Source organism: Shewanella sp. NKUCC06_TVS (genome assembly GCF_019345515.1).
Classification (GTDB): domain Bacteria; phylum Pseudomonadota; class Gammaproteobacteria; order Enterobacterales; family Shewanellaceae; genus Shewanella; species Shewanella oncorhynchi.
This window is the reverse complement of record NZ_JAHKQX010000020.1, coordinates 14,761-34,306: the sequence shown is the minus strand read 5'-3', so window position 1 is coordinate 34,306 and position 19,546 is coordinate 14,761. Positions and strand designations below refer to the sequence as shown.

Sequence of the window (19,546 nt, the reverse complement as noted above, 5' to 3'; positions counted from 1 at the left end):
AAAACTAACCCCTGCGCTAATATAGCGTCGCCTTACGGATATAGTCGGGACATAAAGCACACTTTTTGCTAGATTGTTTTTAAAAATGGGACATGCTTAATAAAAATAAAGGAAATCTAATGAAGCCCTATCAAACTACACTTCTCTCGAGTCTTTTAATCGGGAGTTTAAGTGCGTGCCAAACTCAAGTAGAAACTGCCCCTAGTGAAGTCATTCAATTACAACAGGCAGCATTATCTTCGCAATTAAGCTATGACTTAGTCGAATCACTCACGGTTGAAGTGGGTCCAAGACTTGCAGGTAGTCCAAAGGATATCCTCGCCGTTAACTGGGCGATAAATAAACTGACCAGCCTTGGTTTTGACCGTGTTTATAAAGAAGCCGTACAAGTGCCAATTTGGGAGCGCGGTGAAGCCAAAGCCAAAATCACCGTCCCTGTAGAACAACCGTTGGTCATTACTGCGCTTGGTGGCAGTATTGCAACTCCTGCTGGAGGTATACAAGCTAAAATCGCGCGCTTTGATAGCCTAGAGGCATTACAACATGCCAAGCCTGAAGATGTGCAAGGTAAGATTGTTTTTATTGACCAAAAAACAGAGCGCCATATCACTGGTGAAGGTTATGGTAAAAGCGTTGGTGGCCGCTCGAAAGGGGCAGTCGCTGCAGCGCAAAAAGGCGCAGTTGCTATCGTGATCCGCTCTATTGGCACAGATCATGACCGCATGGCCCATACTGGCATCATGCGCTACCAAGATGGCGTGCCTAAAATCCCCGCGGCTGCCATGTCAAATCCCGATGCTGATTTGGTTGGTGCATTACTAAAACGCGATCCTAATGCCCTGCTCGAATTGCATATGTCGCCAAAAAACTTAGGTTTTAATACTTCCTACAATGTCATTGCCGAAGTAAAGGGCAGTAGTAAGCCCAATGAAATAGTGCTCATTGGTGCTCATTTAGATTCCTGGGATGAGGGTACTGGCGCGATTGATGATGGCGCTGGTGTCGCCATTGTGACGGCTGCAGCCAAGCATATTCAAGATCTCCCCATAAAACCCGCTCGCACTGTTAGAGTCGTGCTATATGCCGCTGAAGAAGTTGGGCTCGTTGGCGGTAAAGCGTATGCAGAGGCTCATAAAGCTGAATTACCGCTGCACTACATAGCTGCAGAGTCTGATTTTGGGGCCGGTAGAATTTATCAAATCGATACTAAAGTGAATGAGAACATATTCACCGAAGTACAGCAAGCGCTCAGCCCTATGTCATTCAATGGCGTTGCACTGGGCAATAACCAAGCTTCTGGCGGGCCAGACGTGTCTATGCTCCCTGCCTTAGGTGTTCCAGTTGCATCCTTGAGGCAAGATGGCCACGATTATTTCGATTACCATCACACACCGAATGATACCTTAGATAAAATCGACCCTGCCGCATTGGCTCAAAACGTCGCCGCCTACGCACAATTTGCTTATATCATGGCAAATTCAACGGTGACATTAACGCCTTTAGTCACTCAATCTGAAAAATAGGCCATCAATAATATAGAGAACAGCATTAGCTGTTCTCTATCAATTAACATCTTATCGATATTTCGCTATTGCTCTTCACGTAAAAACGTTGGATTTGTTGGGGAACTCTGCTCTTCACTATAATAATAACCAGCAACATTAAATGCTTTTAATTCATCTAAAGTGTCAATTTGATGCGTAATGAGATATCTCGCCATCATGCCTCTAGCACGCTTAGCAAAAAAACTGATCACTTTATATTGACCATTTTTACAATCTTTAAATATGGGTGAAATTAATTGCCCTTGAAGTTTTTTAGGCTTTATTGCTTTAAAATATTCATTAGATGCAAGATTGACAATAATATCACTACTCGTTTCAGCAAGCGTTTCATTTACCGCTTGAGTTAACGTCTCTCCCCAAAACTCATATAGGTTTTTACCTTTAGGATTAGAAAGTGCCGTGCCCATTTCTAAACGATAAGGCATAATTAAATCCAGCGGTCTGAGCAAACCGTAAAGTCCAGATAAAATACGTAGTTGTGACTGAGTTCGAGCAATTTCATCTTCAGACAATGTATCAGCATCAAAGCCAGTATACACATCGCCTCTAAAAGCAAAAATGGCCTGTTTTGCATTATCTAAACTAAAATCTGGCCGCCACTCCCCAAAACGTGCCGCATTTAAACCCGCAATTTTATCGCTCACCTTCATTAAAGTGGCGATGTCTGTAGGGGTCAATTGCCGACACACTTGGATCAACTCCTGACTATAAGTTAAAAAATCAGGTTGTGAATACACCTGCGTCAGTGGCGGCTGTTCAAAATCTAAGGTCTTCGCCGGCGAAACCAATATCAACATCAAAAACTCCCAACAGAAACAAAAATACATGCCTATGATACTGAACGAACATAAAAAAACCACGCTTTAACAGCGTGGTCTTTTCGATTACAACAATCAGTAATGCCTATTCTCGATGCGCTAGGCTAACTAAAGCTTTTTAGCCGGCACGAGACTGGTATCTTGCCAAATATCATCATCAAGCTGATCCATCAACTCAGGAAATTTACTACGATCGAATTCTGGAGTCTTACCCGCGTTGATCTGTTCGCGATAATCATTAATAACGCGAATTGCCAGGCCCGATAATAGTAATAGAGCAACAATGTTTACCGTCGCCATCAACCCCATCGAAACGTCAGCCAAGTTCCACACTAAACTTATCTTAGCGACGGCACCAAACATGACCATGCCAAGCACGCACAAACGGAATAAAGGCAGTGCTTTGGTACTATTTCCCATTAAGTACATCACATTTGTTTCAGCGTATGAGTAATTGGCTATGATGGATGTAAAGCAGAATAAGAAAATAGCCACCGCAATAAATGCGCCACCCCAGTCGCCAACATGTGCAGACATGGCATTAATGGTTAATCGAATCCCATCATCACTCGAGCCAATATCCCCTGATAGCAGGATTATCGCAGCCGTTGCAGTACAGATAACGATAGTATCCGCAAACACACCCATCATCTGCACAAAACCTTGGGATGCTGGATGATTAGGGTTAGGCGATGCACTTGCCGCGACATTCGCCGCACTGCCCATACCCGCTTCGTTCGAGAAAAGTCCGCGAGCAATACCCGCTTGCATTGCCTGCGCGACAGTATAAGCCACGCCGCCAGCGGCAGCCTCTTGCCAACCAAAAGCACTTTTCACAATTAAGCTAATAATCGCAGGTAATTGTTCTAGGTTGAAAATAACGATAATGAAGGCTACAAGAATGTAGGCTAAGGCCATAATGGGGACAAGAAATTCAGATACTCGCGCGACTTTACGTAGACCACCGACAATCACAAATCCACTGGCAATCACTAGCCCAATCCCTACATAGGTTGGATTAAAACCAAATACTCGCTCCATGGCACCGGTAATAGTGTTAGCTTGTACTGCATTGAATACTAAACCAAAAGCAATGATCAAAAAGACAGCAAATAAAATGCCCATCCATTTCTGACCCAATCCTTTTTCCATGTAGTAGGAAGGACCACCGCGGAACTGGCCATTATGATCTCGGACTTTATAAACCTGCGCTAAGGTTGATTCAACCATAGCAGTCGCCATACCTAAAATAGCGATAAGCCACATCCAAAATACTGCACCTGGACCCGCTGCACCAATAGCAACAGCAACACCGGCCATATTACCAGCACCGACACGGGCTGCCATACTCGTACAAAAGACTTGAAATGAAGAAAGACCGCTATCGCAACCTTGCCGACTCATGGTCATAACTTTGATGGAATGTTTAAAGTGGGTTAACTGAATAAAGGCAAGTCTAATGGTGAAATAGAGACCAGCTCCTACTAGTCCATATACTAACAACTTACCCCAAAGTAGCGCATTCAAAAAATTAACTATGGTTTCTAACATATTATTTTACTTCTTCCCGTAGCAAATGCTCCTCTAATTGCAATTAAAGGTACAACATCTGTGGTGAATGAATCCTTCCAAGTTAAAGGTAAGAATTTCGGTAGATTTATTTTTTCAAATTATCCTTCCGTGAATTTACAACATCACGGCTACCGAATTCAACGCAGCAAAATAGCACAGTATTCGAAATTGCTCATGTGATCAAGCTCGCGTTTGCACAGTTAAACGGCATTAACATCACGTCTTACAACACTAGCTAAGCTACTGTTAAAGCTAGATTAACAAAAGGTCTAAGTTGAGCCATTATTTTTAACAGCAAAAACAACTTTTAAAATTTGGATGTAGGGCACATTTTTGTAATAAAACTACAAATATAGTAACCCCATAGAAACTTCAATCATCTCTTGTTTGTTTTAGTGAGGCTTAACATGACACAAATACATGAAATCAATGCTCTGAAAAAGTATGTCAGAGCGACAAACTTTCTTGCGACCTCGCAAATTTACCTCAAACAAAACGTCTTACATAAACGTCCACTTGCCCATACTGATATCAAGCCACGTTTACTTGGCCATTGGGGTACCTGCCCAGGTATTAACTTTGTCTATGCCAACATTAACCGTTTGATAGTGAAGCATAACCGCTCTTTTATCTATTTAGTCGGTCCAGGCCATGGTTTTCCCGCTGTACAAGCAAACTTATTCATTGAAGGCTCTTTAAGTCATTTCTACCCAGAAACTATTCCCTACAATGAAACTGGCATCGAAGATATTTGTAAGAAGTTTTCTGCCGCTTATGGTTATCCTTCACATGCAAACCCTGAAGCACCTGGACAAATTCTTGAAGGTGGCGAATTAGGCTACTCACTCTCAGTAGGCTGGGGAGCAGTATTAGATAATCCAGATCTGATCGCAACCGTCTTAATTGGTGACGGCGAAGCAGAAACGGGACCATTAGCCGCATCTTGGTATGCAAACCGCTTAGTTTCACCAGCGACCAGCGGTGCAGTATTGCCAATTGTGCACATTAACGGCTATAAGATTTCCGGTCCTACCCGCATGGGCCGTATGAGCCATGAAGAACTGGATCTTGAATTCCGTGGTCTTGGCTATTTCCCCATCATAGTTGATAACGAATTAGAAGAAGATATCTATGTGCAGATGACAAATGCCATGGATACCGCTTATACCATGATCAATGACATTCAACGTCGAGCACGCAGTGGCGAAGACGTAGTTAAACCAAAATGGCCAGTCATTTTAATGCGCACAGCCAAAGGTTGGACTGGTGTCAGTGAATATAAAGGTAAGAAATTAGAAGGTAACTGCGAATCGCATCAAGTAATCGTCAATAAATGTGCCACTGATAAGGGCCATTTAGATGCACTGGATAATTGGCTTGCCAGTTACGACTTCCAAGAACTCTATCAAATGAATGAAAAAGGCGAACTGATTTTTGATGCCGACATTTGTTCATTAATCCCACCCAAGCAACTTGCCTGTGGCCGTCAACATTTAACCTATGGCGGGGAAGTTGTTAGAGCATTAACCAATCCAGATCTTGAAAAACTCAGCTATGGTCCAGAAGTACCACGTGGTCAACGTGGCTATTCAATGTTAAAAATGGGCGAATGGATGCGCGATGCATTCAAGTTAAACCGCGACCAACGTAATCTACGTATTTTTAGTCCTGACGAAACCTATTCAAATCAACTACAAGCTGTATTTGAAGAAACCGATCGTGCATGGCAGTGGCCAATTGAGAGTTGGGATGAAGATATGTCCCGTGAAGGTCGAGTCATTGAACTGCTTTCTGAAAACTTACTTTTTGGCATGCTACATGGTTACACAGTAACAGGCCGCCACGGCATGCTACCCACCTACGAAGCATTCTCACAAGTTATCTCATCGATGGCCGATCAGTACTGTAAATATGTCTACGCCAGCCAAGGCGTACATTTCCGTAAGCCACTGCCAGCCTGTAATGTCGTATTATCTTCATTACTTGAGCGCCAAGATCATAATGGCTATTCACATCAAAACCCATCTTTCCTTGGGGCTATGCTGGAGAAACATCCAAAAATAATCTCGGCTTACTTACCCGCAGATGCCAACAGCACATTGGTTTATACAGAGCGAGCCTTCGCAGACCGTGACAAACTCAATATTCTGGTTGCAGGTAAAAAAGAGTTACCACAATGGCTAAGCTTGGAAGAAGCGCGTAAACAAACAAAAGACGGCGTAATGGTGTGGGATTTTGCCTCAGATGAGAATCCCGATATTGTGCTGGCAGGTTGTGGTGATTATGTCACTCAAGAATGTATGGCTTCTCTAGTATTAATCAGAGAACTCCTTCCAAGAGTGAAAATCCGCTTCGTTAGTGTCACTGAATTAAGCAGTGATGGCTTAGGTAGCCGTAAATTTAAAGAAAAACCTTGGTTAATGGACGAAATCTTTACTCAAGATAAAGGCGTGGTATTCAACTACCATGGTTACCCAAATACAATCAAAAAGTTAATTTTTGATTACAAAGGCAGCCGTCGCTTCAGAATTAAAGGCTACGAAGAAGAAGGTTCAACAACAACGCCATTTGATATGGGTGTTCGTAACGGTACATCTCGCTATCACCTTGTAATTGATATGGCTTACAAGCTGTTCCAACAGGGTGTTATTGATGAAACTATGCACGTCTCTATTACCACTGATATGCTGCAAAGATTAGTTGACCACCGCAACTATATTAAAGCGAATGGTGTAGACCCAGTAGAAATCGAAAATTGGGTATGGACACGCTAATAGAAACATCTAATTAACATTAGATTGTAATTTAAAGGCATTCTTCGGAGTGCCTTTTTTGCATTAAAAATACCAGTTACAGAATGGCAGCCCTTAAAAGGTTGATCTTAATACTGGAAAAAGTTAACAAACCAAGTGATAATTAACCGCTGGCTAAAATATCAAAGGATCCCCACACTAAGTGCTAGCAATGTTTTGCACAAAACCAGCAAAGCATATTGGTGGAGAATCATAATCAATGGACGTAAATAAAATGATGAAGAACACATTAAAAGTAGTATTACTGACATCTCTGCTTCCACTCGCAGCCAGCGCATCTCAGGAACTTACACCTTGGTATGTTGGTGCCGGTTTAGGCGTTAATAACTATGAGCACGTTGCCACTCAGAACGGTGAAGACAGTCCATACGCTTGGGATGTTTTCGCAGGCTACATGTTCAACGATTACTTCGGTGCTGAAATCGGCTTCCGTGATTTAGGTAATGCAGATTGGAACGCAGCGGGTATCAGCAATGATGCAGGCGTTAAAGGTTCTACACTTGGTCTAGTTGGTATTTGGCCACTAGCTAACCGCTGGAGCCTATCAGCTGAAGCTGGTGCAATGTACTATTCACTCGAAAACAGCCAAAACAATGGTGTAACGTCGAGCAAATACAGTACAAATGATTTTGCTCCATATTTAGGTGCTGGTGTTGGTTATAACTTCACTGACAACTTAAAATTACAAGCTAAATATCGTCGTTATGAAAACTTAAACGATGATTACAATATTGTTGAAGCTGATAGCAACTACTGGGGTCTAGAACTGAGCTACCGTTTCGGAACTCCAGTTGCAGCAGCTCCAGTTGCCGCAGCAGTCGTTGCAGCAGCACCTGTTGATTCTGACAACGATGGCGTTTACGACGACAAAGATCAATGTCCAGCAACACCAGCAACTCACAAAGTTGACTCTGTTGGCTGTACTATCTATGAAAACGTGAAGAACAAAGAAGACGTAGGTTCAATCCAGTTTGCTAACGATTCTGCTGTAGTTAAAAATGTTTACTACAAAGACATCGAAAGATTAGCTAACTATTTGAACAAAAACCCAGCTTTCACTGTTGAAATCGCAGGTCACGCCTCAAATGTAGGTAAACCAGAATACAACATGGAATTGTCTGACAAACGTGCTGACGCCGTTGCCAAGATTCTTGTAGAGAAATATGGTATCAGCGGAAGCCGCGTAACTTCTAACGGTTACGGTGTTACTCAGCCATTGGTTGCTGGTGATTCAAAAGAAGCTCACGCTGCGAACCGTCGCATCGAAGCTATCGTGACTACCACAACAAAACAACCTGTTCTGAAGTAATAGTACTTACTGAAGTAAAAAAGTCGCTGCTTGCAGCGACTTTTTGTTTTTGTGGGGTATACACTAGGACAAGCGACGCCCTCTACTGCAGCCAAGATGATAGCCCGTAGCTCGAGCCATACCTTAATAGACATAAAATTGTCATTTTTGTAATTTTTTTACATTCAAGGTTGGAAAAGTTGGCAAAATCGCTTCTAATAGTCATCAGTGAATTCCGAGTTAAAACTGCTACCTGAGAAGGATGTTTTTCATGGCCAATACATTAGAGCAACTCAAGTTATATACCACTATCGTCGCTGACACAGGCGACATCGAAGCGATTAAACGCTACCAACCTGAAGATGCGACCACTAATCCATCACTCATCTTGAAAGCGGCTCAAATTCCTGAATATGAATCCCTTATAGATAACGCTATCGACTGGGCAAAATCACAAAGTACCGATCTCGTGCAGCAACTTGATGATGCCAGCGACAAACTAGCGGTCAATATCGGCGTAGAAATACTGAAACTCGTTCCTGGCCGTATTTCAACTGAAGTTGATGCCCGTTTATCATTCGATAAAGAAAAATCAATCGCTAAAGCCCATAAATTGGTTCGCCTATATAAAGAAGCGGGTGTAGATAAATCACGCATTCTGATCAAACTTGCTTCAACTTGGGAAGGCATTTGTGCCGCTAAAGAACTAGAGCAAGAAGGCATCAACTGCAACTTAACCCTACTATTTAGCTTTGCTCAAGCGCGTGCGTGTGCCGAAGCGGGTGCTTATCTCATTTCTCCTTTTGTAGGCCGCATACTTGATTGGTACAAAAAAGATACAGGTAAAGATTACACTGCCGTAAATGACCCTGGTGTCATTTCAGTGACTGAAATTTATAACTACTACAAACAACACGGTTTTGACACTGTTGTTATGGGTGCAAGTTTCCGTAATATCGGTGAAATTATTGAGCTAGCAGGTTGCGATCGTCTGACCATTGGCCCTTCTCTATTAGAAGAACTGGCTAATTCGCAAGTTGACATCACACCTAAACTGGTTGCAGCAACGACCACTGTCGCTGCAGAACCCCCATTGACTGAAGCACAATTCCGTTGGGACTTTAACCAAGATCCAATGGCGGTTGATAAGCTTGCCGAAGGCATTCGAAACTTTGCGATAGACCAAGGTAAGCTCGAAGTCATGCTCACGGCTAAGCTCGCGAACTAAGCACTCTGGAGACGGTGAAATGACACTCTTGACCCAAAGCTCAACATGGCAAGCTTTATCAGCACACAGTAAAAATGTTCCGCATATGCGGGAATTGTTTGCAACTGACGCGGCACGTTTCAATAAAATGTCGCTATCAGCCTGTGGTTTATTACTGGATTACTCTAAAAACAGAGCAACAGCGGAAACGCTTGATCTGTTATTTGCGTTGGCAAGCAATAGCCAACTTGAAGCAAAAATCAAAGCGATGTTTGCAGGTGAAATCATTAACACCACAGAGAAGCGCGCCGTACTGCACACAGCGCTTCGCAGTACTGCAGAACAATCGATTATTGCCGAGGGTCAAGACATAGTTCCTGAAGTTCAACAAACTCTTGATAAGATGCAAGGGTTTGTGAACTCAGTGACGTCAGGTCAATGGAAAGGTTACACAGGTAAAGCGATAACCGATATTGTAAGTATTGGTATTGGCGGCTCTTTCCTAGGCCCCAAAATCGTCTCTCAAGCGTTGCGCCCTTATTGGAACTCCGAATTAAATTGTCACTTTGTGGCAAACGTCGACGGGACTTCTATTAGTGAGAAGCTGAAGTTATTGGATCCTGAAACGACCTTGTTCATCATGTCATCCAAATCTTTCGGGACACAGGAAACCTTAACCAATACCCTCACCGCAAGAGACTGGTTCCTAGCGAAAGGCGGTTTGCAGTCTGATGTGGCAAAACACTTTGTCGCAGTCACTTCAAACGTAGCAAAAGCGACAGATTTTGGTATCAATGCAAACAATATTTTCCCTATGTGGGATTGGGTTGGTGGCCGTTACTCTCTCTGGTCAGCGATTGGCTTACCGATTGCACTTTTGATCGGTATGGATAACTTCAGGGCTCTACTCACGGGTGCGCATCAGATGGATGAGCACTTCGCCACAGCGCCACTGACAGAGAATATGCCGGTTATCATGGGATTACTCTCCCTATGGTACGGAAACTTCTTTAATGCTCAGTCCCATGTCGTATTAACCTACGATCATTACCTACGTGGTTTACCCGCTTATTTCCAGCAGCTCGATATGGAAAGTAACGGTAAATCAGTCACCTTAAATGGTACTGATGTTGACTACAGCACAGGTCCCGTCATTTGGGGGGGCGAAGGCACTAATGGCCAACATGCCTACCACCAGTTATTACATCAAGGTACCGCACTGATCCCTGCCGATTTCATTATGCCGCTGCAAAGCCATAATCCTATCGGTGAGCACCATGACCAATTAGCGTCAAACTGCTTCGGTCAAACCCAGGCCTTAATGCAAGGTCGTACTTTTGATGAAGCTTTAGCCGAACTTGCTAATAGCGCATTATCCGCCACAGAGAAGCAGCTGATCGCTCAACATAAAGTCATGCCTGGTAACAAGCCGAGCAATACCTTACTTATGGATAAGCTCACACCAAGTACCCTAGGCGCTTTAATTGCCTTGTATGAACATAGAACATTCGTTCAAGGTGCTATTTGGGATATCAACTCCTTCGATCAATGGGGTGTAGAACTCGGTAAGAATCTCGGTAACGATGTGTTAGCACGCATTGGCGCAGAGCAAGATTCCGATGCTTTAGATGCCTCAAGCAACGCATTGATTAACCTTTATCGACAAGGCAAAATCTAATCGAACAAAAAGCCAGCAATTGCTGGCTTTTTAATTCTACCCCGTTCTTTTTATTAAATTTTCCTACTTAACTCCGCTCTACTTCTGCATATAACATCAATGACATATCACTCAAAGTTCATTTCAACTTAACACAAATGAAACATAATTCTTGCACCCTGTTTTAAAAATATGTTATTTAATCGCTGACAAAACATACAACAACAGGAGGTTGCCATGGATCGTTTAGATTATGGTTGTGCGCTAGATGAAGTCGTTGAAAGACCCGATCGTTCGCGAGGCTCCAATAAAAAGCGTAAATGGCGTGAGATCGAAGCGTTAAAAGATAAGCATCGTTTGCTCAAAGAACTCCAAGAAATCGATAATAACTTTAACTACGACATTGATGCTATCCAGTTGTAATTACATGTTTATATGAGCTAGTTATCATTTCAAACATGAATAGAAAAGCGCCCTTCGGCGCTTTTTTTATTTACAACTATTGGAGAAAACAGAATATAAGCGGGGTATGGCCTTACGAGCCGGAGCTTTAAAAACACATCAAAAAAACCAGTAAGTTACGATAAAAACCAACGTCATCAACACCGATAATACTTTACAAATCCCAACCAACTTTGGCTCACGAGACATCGCCGTCAGAATCAAAAATGTGCTCCTCAGCCGTATAAAAACACCAGCTTAAGCCGACAACATGGACCCAATAAACTAAAGAGTATTAGTCAGACGCTGTGAGATAAACCCGTAAATCTTCAAATTCTTTCTGCTCTCGGTCAAGAAACAAAGGATCATCGATCAGCGATTTCTGACACTCTAACTCAATAACTTGCCAATCTTGCTCAGTTAAACTTTTGGCTAACAAAGGAAATATTTCCCGTTCCTCCATCTGCATATGTCGCTCTTGCAATGCGACATACTCTGCAAAATCAACAATCAGTTTCTCGCGGGCAACCACAATATCACTGAGGATCAAGTTTAAAGTCGCCATCAAGGTGGCCGAGGATTGGATCACCGACTCATGTTCGGCACTCAATTTATCGATAGTATCGTTCGTTTTATGGGCTAGGTAGTAGGCATAAATAATGTCTTCAATGGGATGATGGCAACGTTCAGCATATCCTTGCATATATTCAACAATATCGCGCACGACGCTGAAGTTGATTGACTCACCTTCGGATAGTTTCATCTGCTTGTTTTTTAAAACATTTAGCAATACAGCTATATGTTTATGATCATGCATGAGTCTTTTAAGCATAATGCCTCCTGAATATGGGTCTGACTATTGATACTAGCCAAGTCGTGAACTAACACCAATATAACAGGCTAAAACCTGTTCACTTTATGATGTTGATCAAGTAAATCACATACCAAACAGTAAACAGACCACAAACATTAGCACGTCTCGGCATATTTCAGGGAAATTTAGCTGTTTATCTCACCACTTTGCGATTTCTAATCACTTTTTTATTACTAAATACCACAATCACATAGTCATTTGGCAAGCTGATGTAATTGCTGTTGTAGCTTTTTAAACTCAAGTCTTAATACTTGCTGCGATTCGATTTGCTGCGCTTCATCGACATCCTTAACTGCAAGATACGGGTAATCTTTGAGCAGTTTTTGTTCCAGCACGAATGCTTGCTCAGTCTCCTTCGCTTCGATGAGGACTTGTAACCGATGTAAATACTCAGTCAATGACACTTGATTGATTTCAGCAGACTCAGATAATTTTGGTGCATTCATAGACCTTGCAGCGATAGCGGGGCTAATTGTATCCTGCTGCTCAGTTGCTCCCAATGCGGCTTTAGCTTGCTGCATTTCCGTCTGTCTTTTATGTTCAGCCACGGCTTCTGTTTGCATTTTTAAAGATTGCATCGCTTCAGTATCAGCCATTCTTGCCATCGTTTGTGGCGCGGGGGCACTCATCACCATAGGACTTGGAACAAGTGTATCTTCGACTTGAGGTCGATTCAGCACCAGCAGACCAACAACAAGCACTAACGATGCCGCGCTCGATAACGCCCAAGGATGGCGTCGCCAGACAGAACTTGGCGCTTCAACGGCGGTTATTTTGCTTTGATGCATTTCAGCTAAGTGAGTTTGCGCCAGCTGTAAGATATCTTGATCGAGTTGCTGCGGTGGAACCTCTAAGGCCTGCTGGCGATACCAAGCCAGCACTTCCTGTTGTAATGCGCGCTCATCAGCACTTGAAGAAGAATTACTCATGACCCGCCTCCTGCCATTTCGCGCTGACACAATCTTTTAGGCTTTGGTAAGCATAACGAATACGGCTTTTAGTCGCTTCTAAGGTCACGCCCGCAATGTCGCTAATGATGGCAGCCGTAAAACCCATTTCAATATTCAGGATAAATGCCTCTTTCTGAACTTGGGGTAACAGTGCGATACAGGTCTTTAGCAATAAGCTCTTTTGCGCTTCTTGCCACTGCACATCGGGCTTATCTTGCTCACCCGCCACAAAAGTATCGAGTCCTGCATCATCTTCATCAGTAGCGACTAAATCCACGGGCTTAACCGCCCGTACATGATCAATCAATAAGTTATGAGCGATACGATATAGCCAAGTAGTAAACTTAGCACTGGCTTCGTAGTTAGCCGCAGCGCGGATCACCCGCCCCCAGGTTTCTTGATACAAATCTTCAGCTAACTGCTTATCACCTAACTGGCGTACAAAGTAGCGATAGAGTGCACCTTTGTGCTTCAGGTATAACTGTTCAAATGCTTTTGAATCGCCCTTGGCATAGCACAACATCAATTGCTCATCTGAGTGCTCATGGTTTGATAATTGCGCTATTGCTAATGCCACGGGAAATTCCTCATCATTGGGGTTAGCCCCACGAATTTACTTTTACTATTGTAATCTCTCATTGCGCGTATTGCTCTTGTCTCTCACTGGCTCGCCATGAAGCTTATCTTGGGGAGGAAAAGGTTTATCCGTACCATCGAATACCTTCTTAATCGGCACATGATTAGATTGCTCTATGGCCGCGGCGGTTTCCATTAATTGCACAAACTCATGGCGATATCCAAAGGGATCGTCCCCTAATGCCGAACGTGCTAACTGGCTTAACTTAGTATAATCAAATTGATGTAGATAATGGCTGCCATTCAGTAATTGCCCTAATCCTGCAACCGCTGCTGCAAATCTAAAATCATCACTCGCTTGTTCTAACAGCTTAACATTTTGGTCTAACCTGATGGGATAACTCAGTAACTGACTCTGTGTTTGCTCTGGCAGCTTATATCTCAGTTTAAGGAAAGCGATTTCTTCACGGCTGTATTTTTCTTGCCCCGTTTGAGCATCAACGCCATATCTGAGTTTATCATTCGCCATCTGCCCTGCTTCAACATATCTTAATTCATATAAGGTAGTCACTGTATGACCCGCGCCAATTTCGCCCGCATCCACCTTATCGTTGTTGAAATCCTCCCGTGCTAAAGCACGATTCTCATAACCGATTAGACGATACTCAGACACTAAGGCCGGATTAAACTCCACTTGCACTTTGACGTCTTTAGCAATAGTGAACAAGCTTGAACTTAACTCGTCCACCAGCACTTTTCGAGCTTCATTCAGGGTATCGATATAGGCATAGTTACCATTGCCCTTATCCGCTAATTGCTCCATGAGTTGATCGTTGTAATTCCCCAAACCAAACCCTAAGGTTGTCAGGCCAATACCATGATCTTTTTCCTTCTCAATCAAGGCAATCAAATCATCAAAATCTGTCATACCAACGTTGAAATCACCATCAGTCGCGAGGATGACTCGATTAATACCATGGGGGATAAAATGCTTTTTCGCCAATTGATAGGCTTGTGTTATTCCTTGCCCACCATTGGTTGAACCACCTGCGCTCAATTGCTCTAACGCATAGGTTAAAGTTTGAGTGTCATTCCCCGACGCGCCATCGAGCACCACACCAGCGGCCCCAGCATAAACCACAATAGAAACTTTATCCTGAGCGCTTAATTGCGCCGTCAGCAACTTGAGTGCAGTTTGCAGTAAAGGCAATTTATCGGCAGATGCCATAGAACCTGACACATCGAGCAAAAAGACTAAGTTACTCGCGCCTAACTGAGATTTAGGTAAGTCATATCCTTTAAGACCAATCCGTAACAGCATCATGTCATCGTTATAAGGGGATGGCGCAAGCTCTGTCGTAACACTAAACGGCGCGGCATTTTTAGCAGGTAAGGGATAATCGTAGGAAAAATAATTGAGCATTTCCTCAACTCTGACAGTGCCTTTCTCAGGCAAGCGCCCTTCCCTCAGCATCCGCCTTAAGGTGGCATAACTGCCAGTATCAACATCGATGGAAAAAGTCGATACTGGGATTTCTCCTGCCACCATGATGCCATTTTGCACCAGCGGCTCGAATTTATTTTGTGCTAACGGAATCGCAGCATAGTCTGACGGCATTGGGGCTATGTTCATTCCCATCACTGCACCATGGGTAGACATTTGCATCGGCGCCGCGACTCTGGCCATCTCAATCTGAGTAGCATCACGCATTTCAGCACGGCGCAGTGACACTTCTTTATGACTCTGTTCGGCTTGCAGCTCCGCTTGTCGTTGTTGAGCCTCAGAGCCTTTACCGCCACAGGCCGTTAAACTCAGCATGACTAAGAATAAAGCTGCGCTATTGCTCGCCGATATGCTGACGCTTCCCCAAGATAATAAGGAATGTGCAATGGTTTTCTGGGAGTATATTGTTTTCATGTTGAATGCCTTTGATGTTGACCTAAGGCTGTAAACGGCGCAAATGACTAAAAGGGTTAAAGTATCAAAATATTTTACAAACCACTCCTAAATGAGAATCAAACAGCCCCCAAGCACACTATTTATACAAAACAAAGTATTTTCAATCGTTTTTGCAATCAAGCTCACACTGCGTCTTGTATCAGGTCACTAAAATAGAAGCTTGTTACTCGCCTCGCTATGGGACCCACTCGTGTCACACTCAGCTCATTTGTTTTCCCTAAGAATCGCCCACGCACTCACAGAAGCTTGCGTGAAGGATAAGTATTCGTTTAAACGTTTTGGGCAAGATCTTCTTGCAGGTCTCACTGTCGGCATTATTGCCATACCGTTAGCAATGGCATTAGCCATTGCCAGTGGAGTTGCACCTCAATACGGTTTATACACTGCGATTGTCGGCGGTTTTATTATCGCCATATCTGGCGGCTCACGTTATAGCGTGTCAGGCCCGACAGCGGCATTCGTAGTATTGCTCTATCCGATAGCCCAACAGTTTGGTTTAGCAGGATTATTAATCGCGACTGTGATGTCCGGAATGATACTCGTCGGCATGGCAATGCTGCGACTTGGCCGATTAATTTTGTATATCCCTGAATCCGTCACCTTAGGCTTTACCGCGGGGATAGGTGTCGTCATCGCTACCTTGCAGCTCAAAGATTTTTTCGGACTCGATATAGCCCAGATGCCAGAGCAATATCTGGCTAAGTTGATGACATTAGCTCAAGCGCTACCCTCGGTGCATTTACCTAGCCTACTGGTAGCATCCGCGACCTTAGCGACTATGCTACTTTGGCCAAAACTCAAAACACCTGTGCCAGCGCACCTTCCAGCTATTATACTCGGCACTATGTTCGCCTTGGTTCTCAATGCCATGGGTGCAGATATAGAAACCATAGGAACCCGTTTTCACTATCAACTGAGTGATGGCACCACAGGCATGGGAATTCCTGCCGTATTACCCAGTTTCGAATGGCCTTGGCTGCAAGCTGGCGCGAATGGCCAAGCGTTTCAGTTTAATCTCGCGACCTTTCAAGCCTTATTACCTGCAGCCTTTGCCATTGCCATGTTAGGCGCAATTGAATCGCTACTGTGTGCAGTGGTGCTCGATGGCATGACAGGTAAACGTCACAGTGCCAACAGTGAATTACTAGGGCAAGGTATAGGTAATATCATCACGCCGTTTTTTGGCGGTATTCCGGCAACTGCAGCAATTGCCCGTAGCGCGGCAAACGTCAAAGCGGGCGCTCAGAGCCCGATAGCGGCCATGATCCACGCCATAGTAGTCTTAATTGGTTTAGTCGCCTTAGCGGGCGTATTAGCTTATTTGCCCATGTCAGCCATGGCAGCCCTGCTACTTGTTGTGGCTTGGAACATGAGTGAAGCCCACAAAGCACTACATTTAATTAAAACTGCGCCCACCAGCGATATCATGGTTTTTGTCAGTTGCTTTTCATTAACGGTTATTTTCGACATGGTGATAGCCATCAGTGTGGGAATTATCCTTGCTGCCTTGCTGTTTATGAAAGAAATTGCCGAGATGACAAAGCTTTACGATATCAGCACCAACAAGCGTTATGTGGATCAAGAGTTACCTGCCGATTGGGCTGTCCTCAAAATTAACGGGCCGCTATTTTTCGCTGCTGCTGACCGCATTTTCTCCGAAATCGCGAGTCTCACCGAAGATAAACAAGTGATAGTGCTTTATCTCGATGGAGTATCTATTCTGGATGCGGGAGGATTAGCCGCACTGACGAAGCTGATTGAAAAATGCAAAGCGAATAAGACTAAGCTCATTATCGCCGATCTGCAGTTCCAGCCCATCCGAACGCTGGCGAGAGCGAAGATCCAGCCAATTGAAGGTGTATTGAAGTTTTACTCGACCCTACGTGAAGCCATGACAGAAGCGCCAGTCATCACTCAGCAAACAGAAATCACTGCGGATAAGCAGACACAGTAAACCAGTAGCACGATCTCAGGGCTTAATGCTGCTGACTTATCTCAAAGGCCAATCTCAGGATTGGTCTTTTTTATAGCTCAATTCCCCAAGCCATTCATCACAGCAAAAGACGTTTTTTCGCTCGCAAAAACGGGCAGAAATGACGAGGATCATGGTATTATTCAGCGCCATGATGCTTGCCACCGGTGACGGCTAGACAAGCATCAACTGTACCTAGACCTGAAACAAGGTCAAAATATAATTAAAATTAGTGAGTTAAGGAGTTATCATGCAAGCCCTTGTTGCTGTTGTTATGGGTTCTAAAAGTGATTGGCCCACGATGGAAGCCGCCGCTGAGATAATGGATAAACTGCAAGTGCCTTATCATGTTGAAGTGGTTTCCGCCCATAGAACGCCAGATAAACTCATGGAGTTTGCAGCCTCTGCCGCCGAACGTGGTTTTAAAATCATCATTGGTGGCGCCGGTGGTGCAGCGCACTTACCCGGTATGATCGCCTCTAAAACTCGCTTACCCGTATTAGGTGTACCAGTCCAAAGTAAAGCCCTGTCAGGTATGGATAGCTTATTGTCTATCGTTCAAATGCCAAAAGGCATCGCCGTCGGCACCTTAGCCATAGGTACAGCGGGCGCATTCAATGCGGGATTATTGGCCTGCCAAATCCTTGCGAATAACGATGCAGAATTAGCGGCTCGTGTTGACGCTTTCAGAGAAGAACAGACCCGTGCGGTACTGGACAATCCAGACCCGAGGGAAGTCTAATGACCCAGACAAACACTAAACCTAAGGTTTGGGTATTAGGTAATGGTCAGCTGGGCGCCATGTTGACCCACGCTGGTGAGCCATTAGCAATTGAAGTTAACGCCGTCGATATCATGACGCCTACGGATGAAATCCTGCCACTCGCGCCCCACGACATTATCACCGCCGAGCGCGAACAGTGGCCAGAGTCCGCCCTGAGTTTACAACTCAGCTCACACCCCCATTTTGTTAATGGTCCGGTATTTAGCCGTTTAGCCGACCGTTTTAGCCAAAAGAGTCTACTCGACCAGCTCAGCGTTCCCACGGCGCCTTGGACCTTAGTCGACGATAACACCCAAGTCGATACCCTGTATCAACATTATGGTCCTAGAGTCTTGATGAAACGCCGTACCGGTGGTTATGACGGTAAAGGTCAACATTGGCTTAAACAAGCCGAAGTGGGCGATATTCCAAATGATTGGCGTAACCTTGCGATTGCTGAGCAAGCGATTAATTTTGATGAAGAAGTATCATTGGTTGGCGTGCGTACTCGCGAAGGCGAATGCGTGTTTTATCCGCTGACGCTGAACTTGCATCAGGACGGCATTTTAATGGCGTCGATTTCGCCACTGGCACGCTTAACCCCCTTGCAAACCCAAGCCGAAACTATGCTCAGCGCCATTATGCACGAGCTTGAATACGTCGGCGTGATGGCGATGGAATGCTTCCGTGTTGGCGATGAGCTACTGGTGAATGAGCTGGCGCCGCGAGTGCACAACTCTGGGCATTGGACCCAAGCCGGAACCCATATGGATCAATTCCAGCTGCATCTTAGAGCACTTTGCGGAATTGCGATCCCACAGCCACAAGTGAATTTTCAGTGTGTTATGGTCAACCTTATCGGTATCGATAATGACCCTCGCTGGTTAAGTTTGCCCAATGCTGAGTTGTACTGGTACAACAAAGAAGTTCGCCCGGGTCGTAAAGTCGGACATTTAAACCTATCAGTGCCAAATCAAACTGTGCTCAACCAGAGCATAGCCGCACTGCAAACTTGGATGCCAATCCAATACCAAGCACCATTAGCTTGGATATTGGCCGAATACGCAGAAAATTCGCGTTAATTCAGTAT

Annotated in this window: 15 protein-coding genes; 9 read left to right on the top strand and 6 right to left on the bottom strand. The window is 44.2% G+C overall.

The window, feature by feature from the left end:
• Positions 1 to 119 precede the first annotated feature (119 nt).
• Complete coding sequence (locus KO531_RS19310; protein WP_219252021.1) at positions 120 to 1,523, top strand: M28 family metallopeptidase; 1,404 nt, start codon at positions 120 to 122, stop codon at positions 1,521 to 1,523.
• Between the two features lie 65 nt (positions 1,524 to 1,588).
• On the opposite strand, the gene yaaA is transcribed toward KO531_RS19310, so the two are convergent.
• Together yaaA and KO531_RS19300 are read right to left on the bottom strand one after the other, a co-directional pair.
• Complete coding sequence (yaaA, locus tag KO531_RS19305) at positions 1,589 to 2,362, bottom strand: peroxide stress protein YaaA (RefSeq protein ID WP_219252020.1); 774 nt, start codon at positions 2,360 to 2,362, stop codon at positions 1,589 to 1,591.
• A 129-nt stretch (positions 2,363 to 2,491) separates the two neighbouring features.
• Positions 2,492 to 3,934 carry an alanine/glycine:cation symporter family protein gene (locus KO531_RS19300; protein WP_113941318.1) on the bottom strand — a complete coding sequence of 481 codons (1,443 nt, stop codon included), beginning with the start codon at positions 3,932 to 3,934 and terminating at the stop codon, positions 2,492 to 2,494.
• 428 nt (positions 3,935 to 4,362) lie between these two features.
• Between KO531_RS19300 and KO531_RS19295 the strand changes: the two genes are divergently transcribed.
• The 5 genes from KO531_RS19295 to KO531_RS19275 all read left to right on the top strand — a co-directional run bounded on the left by KO531_RS19295 (position 4,363) and on the right by KO531_RS19275 (position 11,343).
• Positions 4,363 to 6,729, top strand: coding sequence for a phosphoketolase family protein (locus tag KO531_RS19295; RefSeq protein WP_105249944.1), 2,367 nt, complete (start codon positions 4,363 to 4,365; stop codon positions 6,727 to 6,729).
• A gap of 238 nt (positions 6,730 to 6,967) precedes the next feature.
• Positions 6,968 to 8,077 carry an OmpA family protein gene (locus tag KO531_RS19290; RefSeq protein WP_219252019.1) on the top strand — a complete coding sequence of 370 codons (1,110 nt, stop codon included), beginning with the start codon at positions 6,968 to 6,970 and terminating at the stop codon, positions 8,075 to 8,077.
• 250 nt (positions 8,078 to 8,327) lie between these two features.
• Entirely contained in the window at positions 8,328 to 9,284 is a 957-nt protein-coding gene (tal, locus tag KO531_RS19285; RefSeq protein WP_219252018.1) for a transaldolase, read from the top strand.
• Between the two features lie 19 nt (positions 9,285 to 9,303).
• The gene (gene pgi, locus KO531_RS19280) at positions 9,304 to 10,941 is read left to right on the top strand and encodes a glucose-6-phosphate isomerase (protein ID WP_219252017.1); all 1,638 of its coding nucleotides are present in this window, start codon (positions 9,304 to 9,306) and stop codon (positions 10,939 to 10,941) included.
• A 216-nt stretch (positions 10,942 to 11,157) separates the two neighbouring features.
• Positions 11,158 to 11,343 (top strand): DUF3545 family protein, encoded by a 186-nt coding sequence (locus KO531_RS19275; protein ID WP_006080618.1) that lies wholly within the window; start codon positions 11,158 to 11,160, stop codon positions 11,341 to 11,343.
• Positions 11,344 to 11,656: 313 nt separating this feature from the next.
• Here KO531_RS19275 and KO531_RS19270 read toward each other — a convergent pair whose 3' ends face one another.
• The 4 genes from KO531_RS19270 to KO531_RS19255 form a co-directional block, all read right to left on the bottom strand.
• Positions 11,657 to 12,193 (bottom strand): hemerythrin domain-containing protein, encoded by a 537-nt coding sequence (locus KO531_RS19270; RefSeq protein WP_105249947.1) that lies wholly within the window; start codon positions 12,191 to 12,193, stop codon positions 11,657 to 11,659.
• Between the two features lie 236 nt (positions 12,194 to 12,429).
• Positions 12,430 to 13,164 carry a hypothetical protein gene (locus tag KO531_RS19265; protein WP_219252016.1) on the bottom strand — a complete coding sequence of 245 codons (735 nt, stop codon included), beginning with the start codon at positions 13,162 to 13,164 and terminating at the stop codon, positions 12,430 to 12,432.
• Positions 13,157 to 13,762, bottom strand: a complete 606-nt coding sequence (locus tag KO531_RS19260; RefSeq protein ID WP_105249949.1) for a sigma-70 family RNA polymerase sigma factor — start codon at positions 13,760 to 13,762, stop codon at positions 13,157 to 13,159. Before KO531_RS19260 ends, KO531_RS19265 begins: the two co-directional genes overlap by 8 nt.
• Positions 13,763 to 13,807: 45 nt before the next feature.
• Positions 13,808 to 15,679 carry a VWA domain-containing protein gene (locus tag KO531_RS19255; protein WP_219252015.1) on the bottom strand — a complete coding sequence of 624 codons (1,872 nt, stop codon included), beginning with the start codon at positions 15,677 to 15,679 and terminating at the stop codon, positions 13,808 to 13,810.
• A 232-nt stretch (positions 15,680 to 15,911) separates the two neighbouring features.
• Between KO531_RS19255 and dauA the strand changes: the two genes are divergently transcribed.
• The 3 genes from dauA (at position 15,912) to purK (ending at position 19,538) form a co-directional block, all read left to right on the top strand.
• Entirely contained in the window at positions 15,912 to 17,675 is a 1,764-nt protein-coding gene (gene dauA, locus KO531_RS19250) for a C4-dicarboxylic acid transporter DauA (protein ID WP_219252014.1), read from the top strand.
• A gap of 268 nt (positions 17,676 to 17,943) precedes the next feature.
• Positions 17,944 to 18,435 carry a 5-(carboxyamino)imidazole ribonucleotide mutase gene (gene purE / locus KO531_RS19245; protein WP_028760937.1) on the top strand — a complete coding sequence of 164 codons (492 nt, stop codon included), beginning with the start codon at positions 17,944 to 17,946 and terminating at the stop codon, positions 18,433 to 18,435.
• Positions 18,435 to 19,538: a 5-(carboxyamino)imidazole ribonucleotide synthase gene (purK, locus tag KO531_RS19240; protein WP_219252013.1), complete on the top strand. Its 1,104-nt coding sequence runs from the start codon at positions 18,435 to 18,437 to the stop codon at positions 19,536 to 19,538. Before purE ends, purK begins: the two co-directional genes overlap by 1 nt.
• The last annotated feature ends 8 nt before the right edge of the window (positions 19,539 to 19,546 follow it).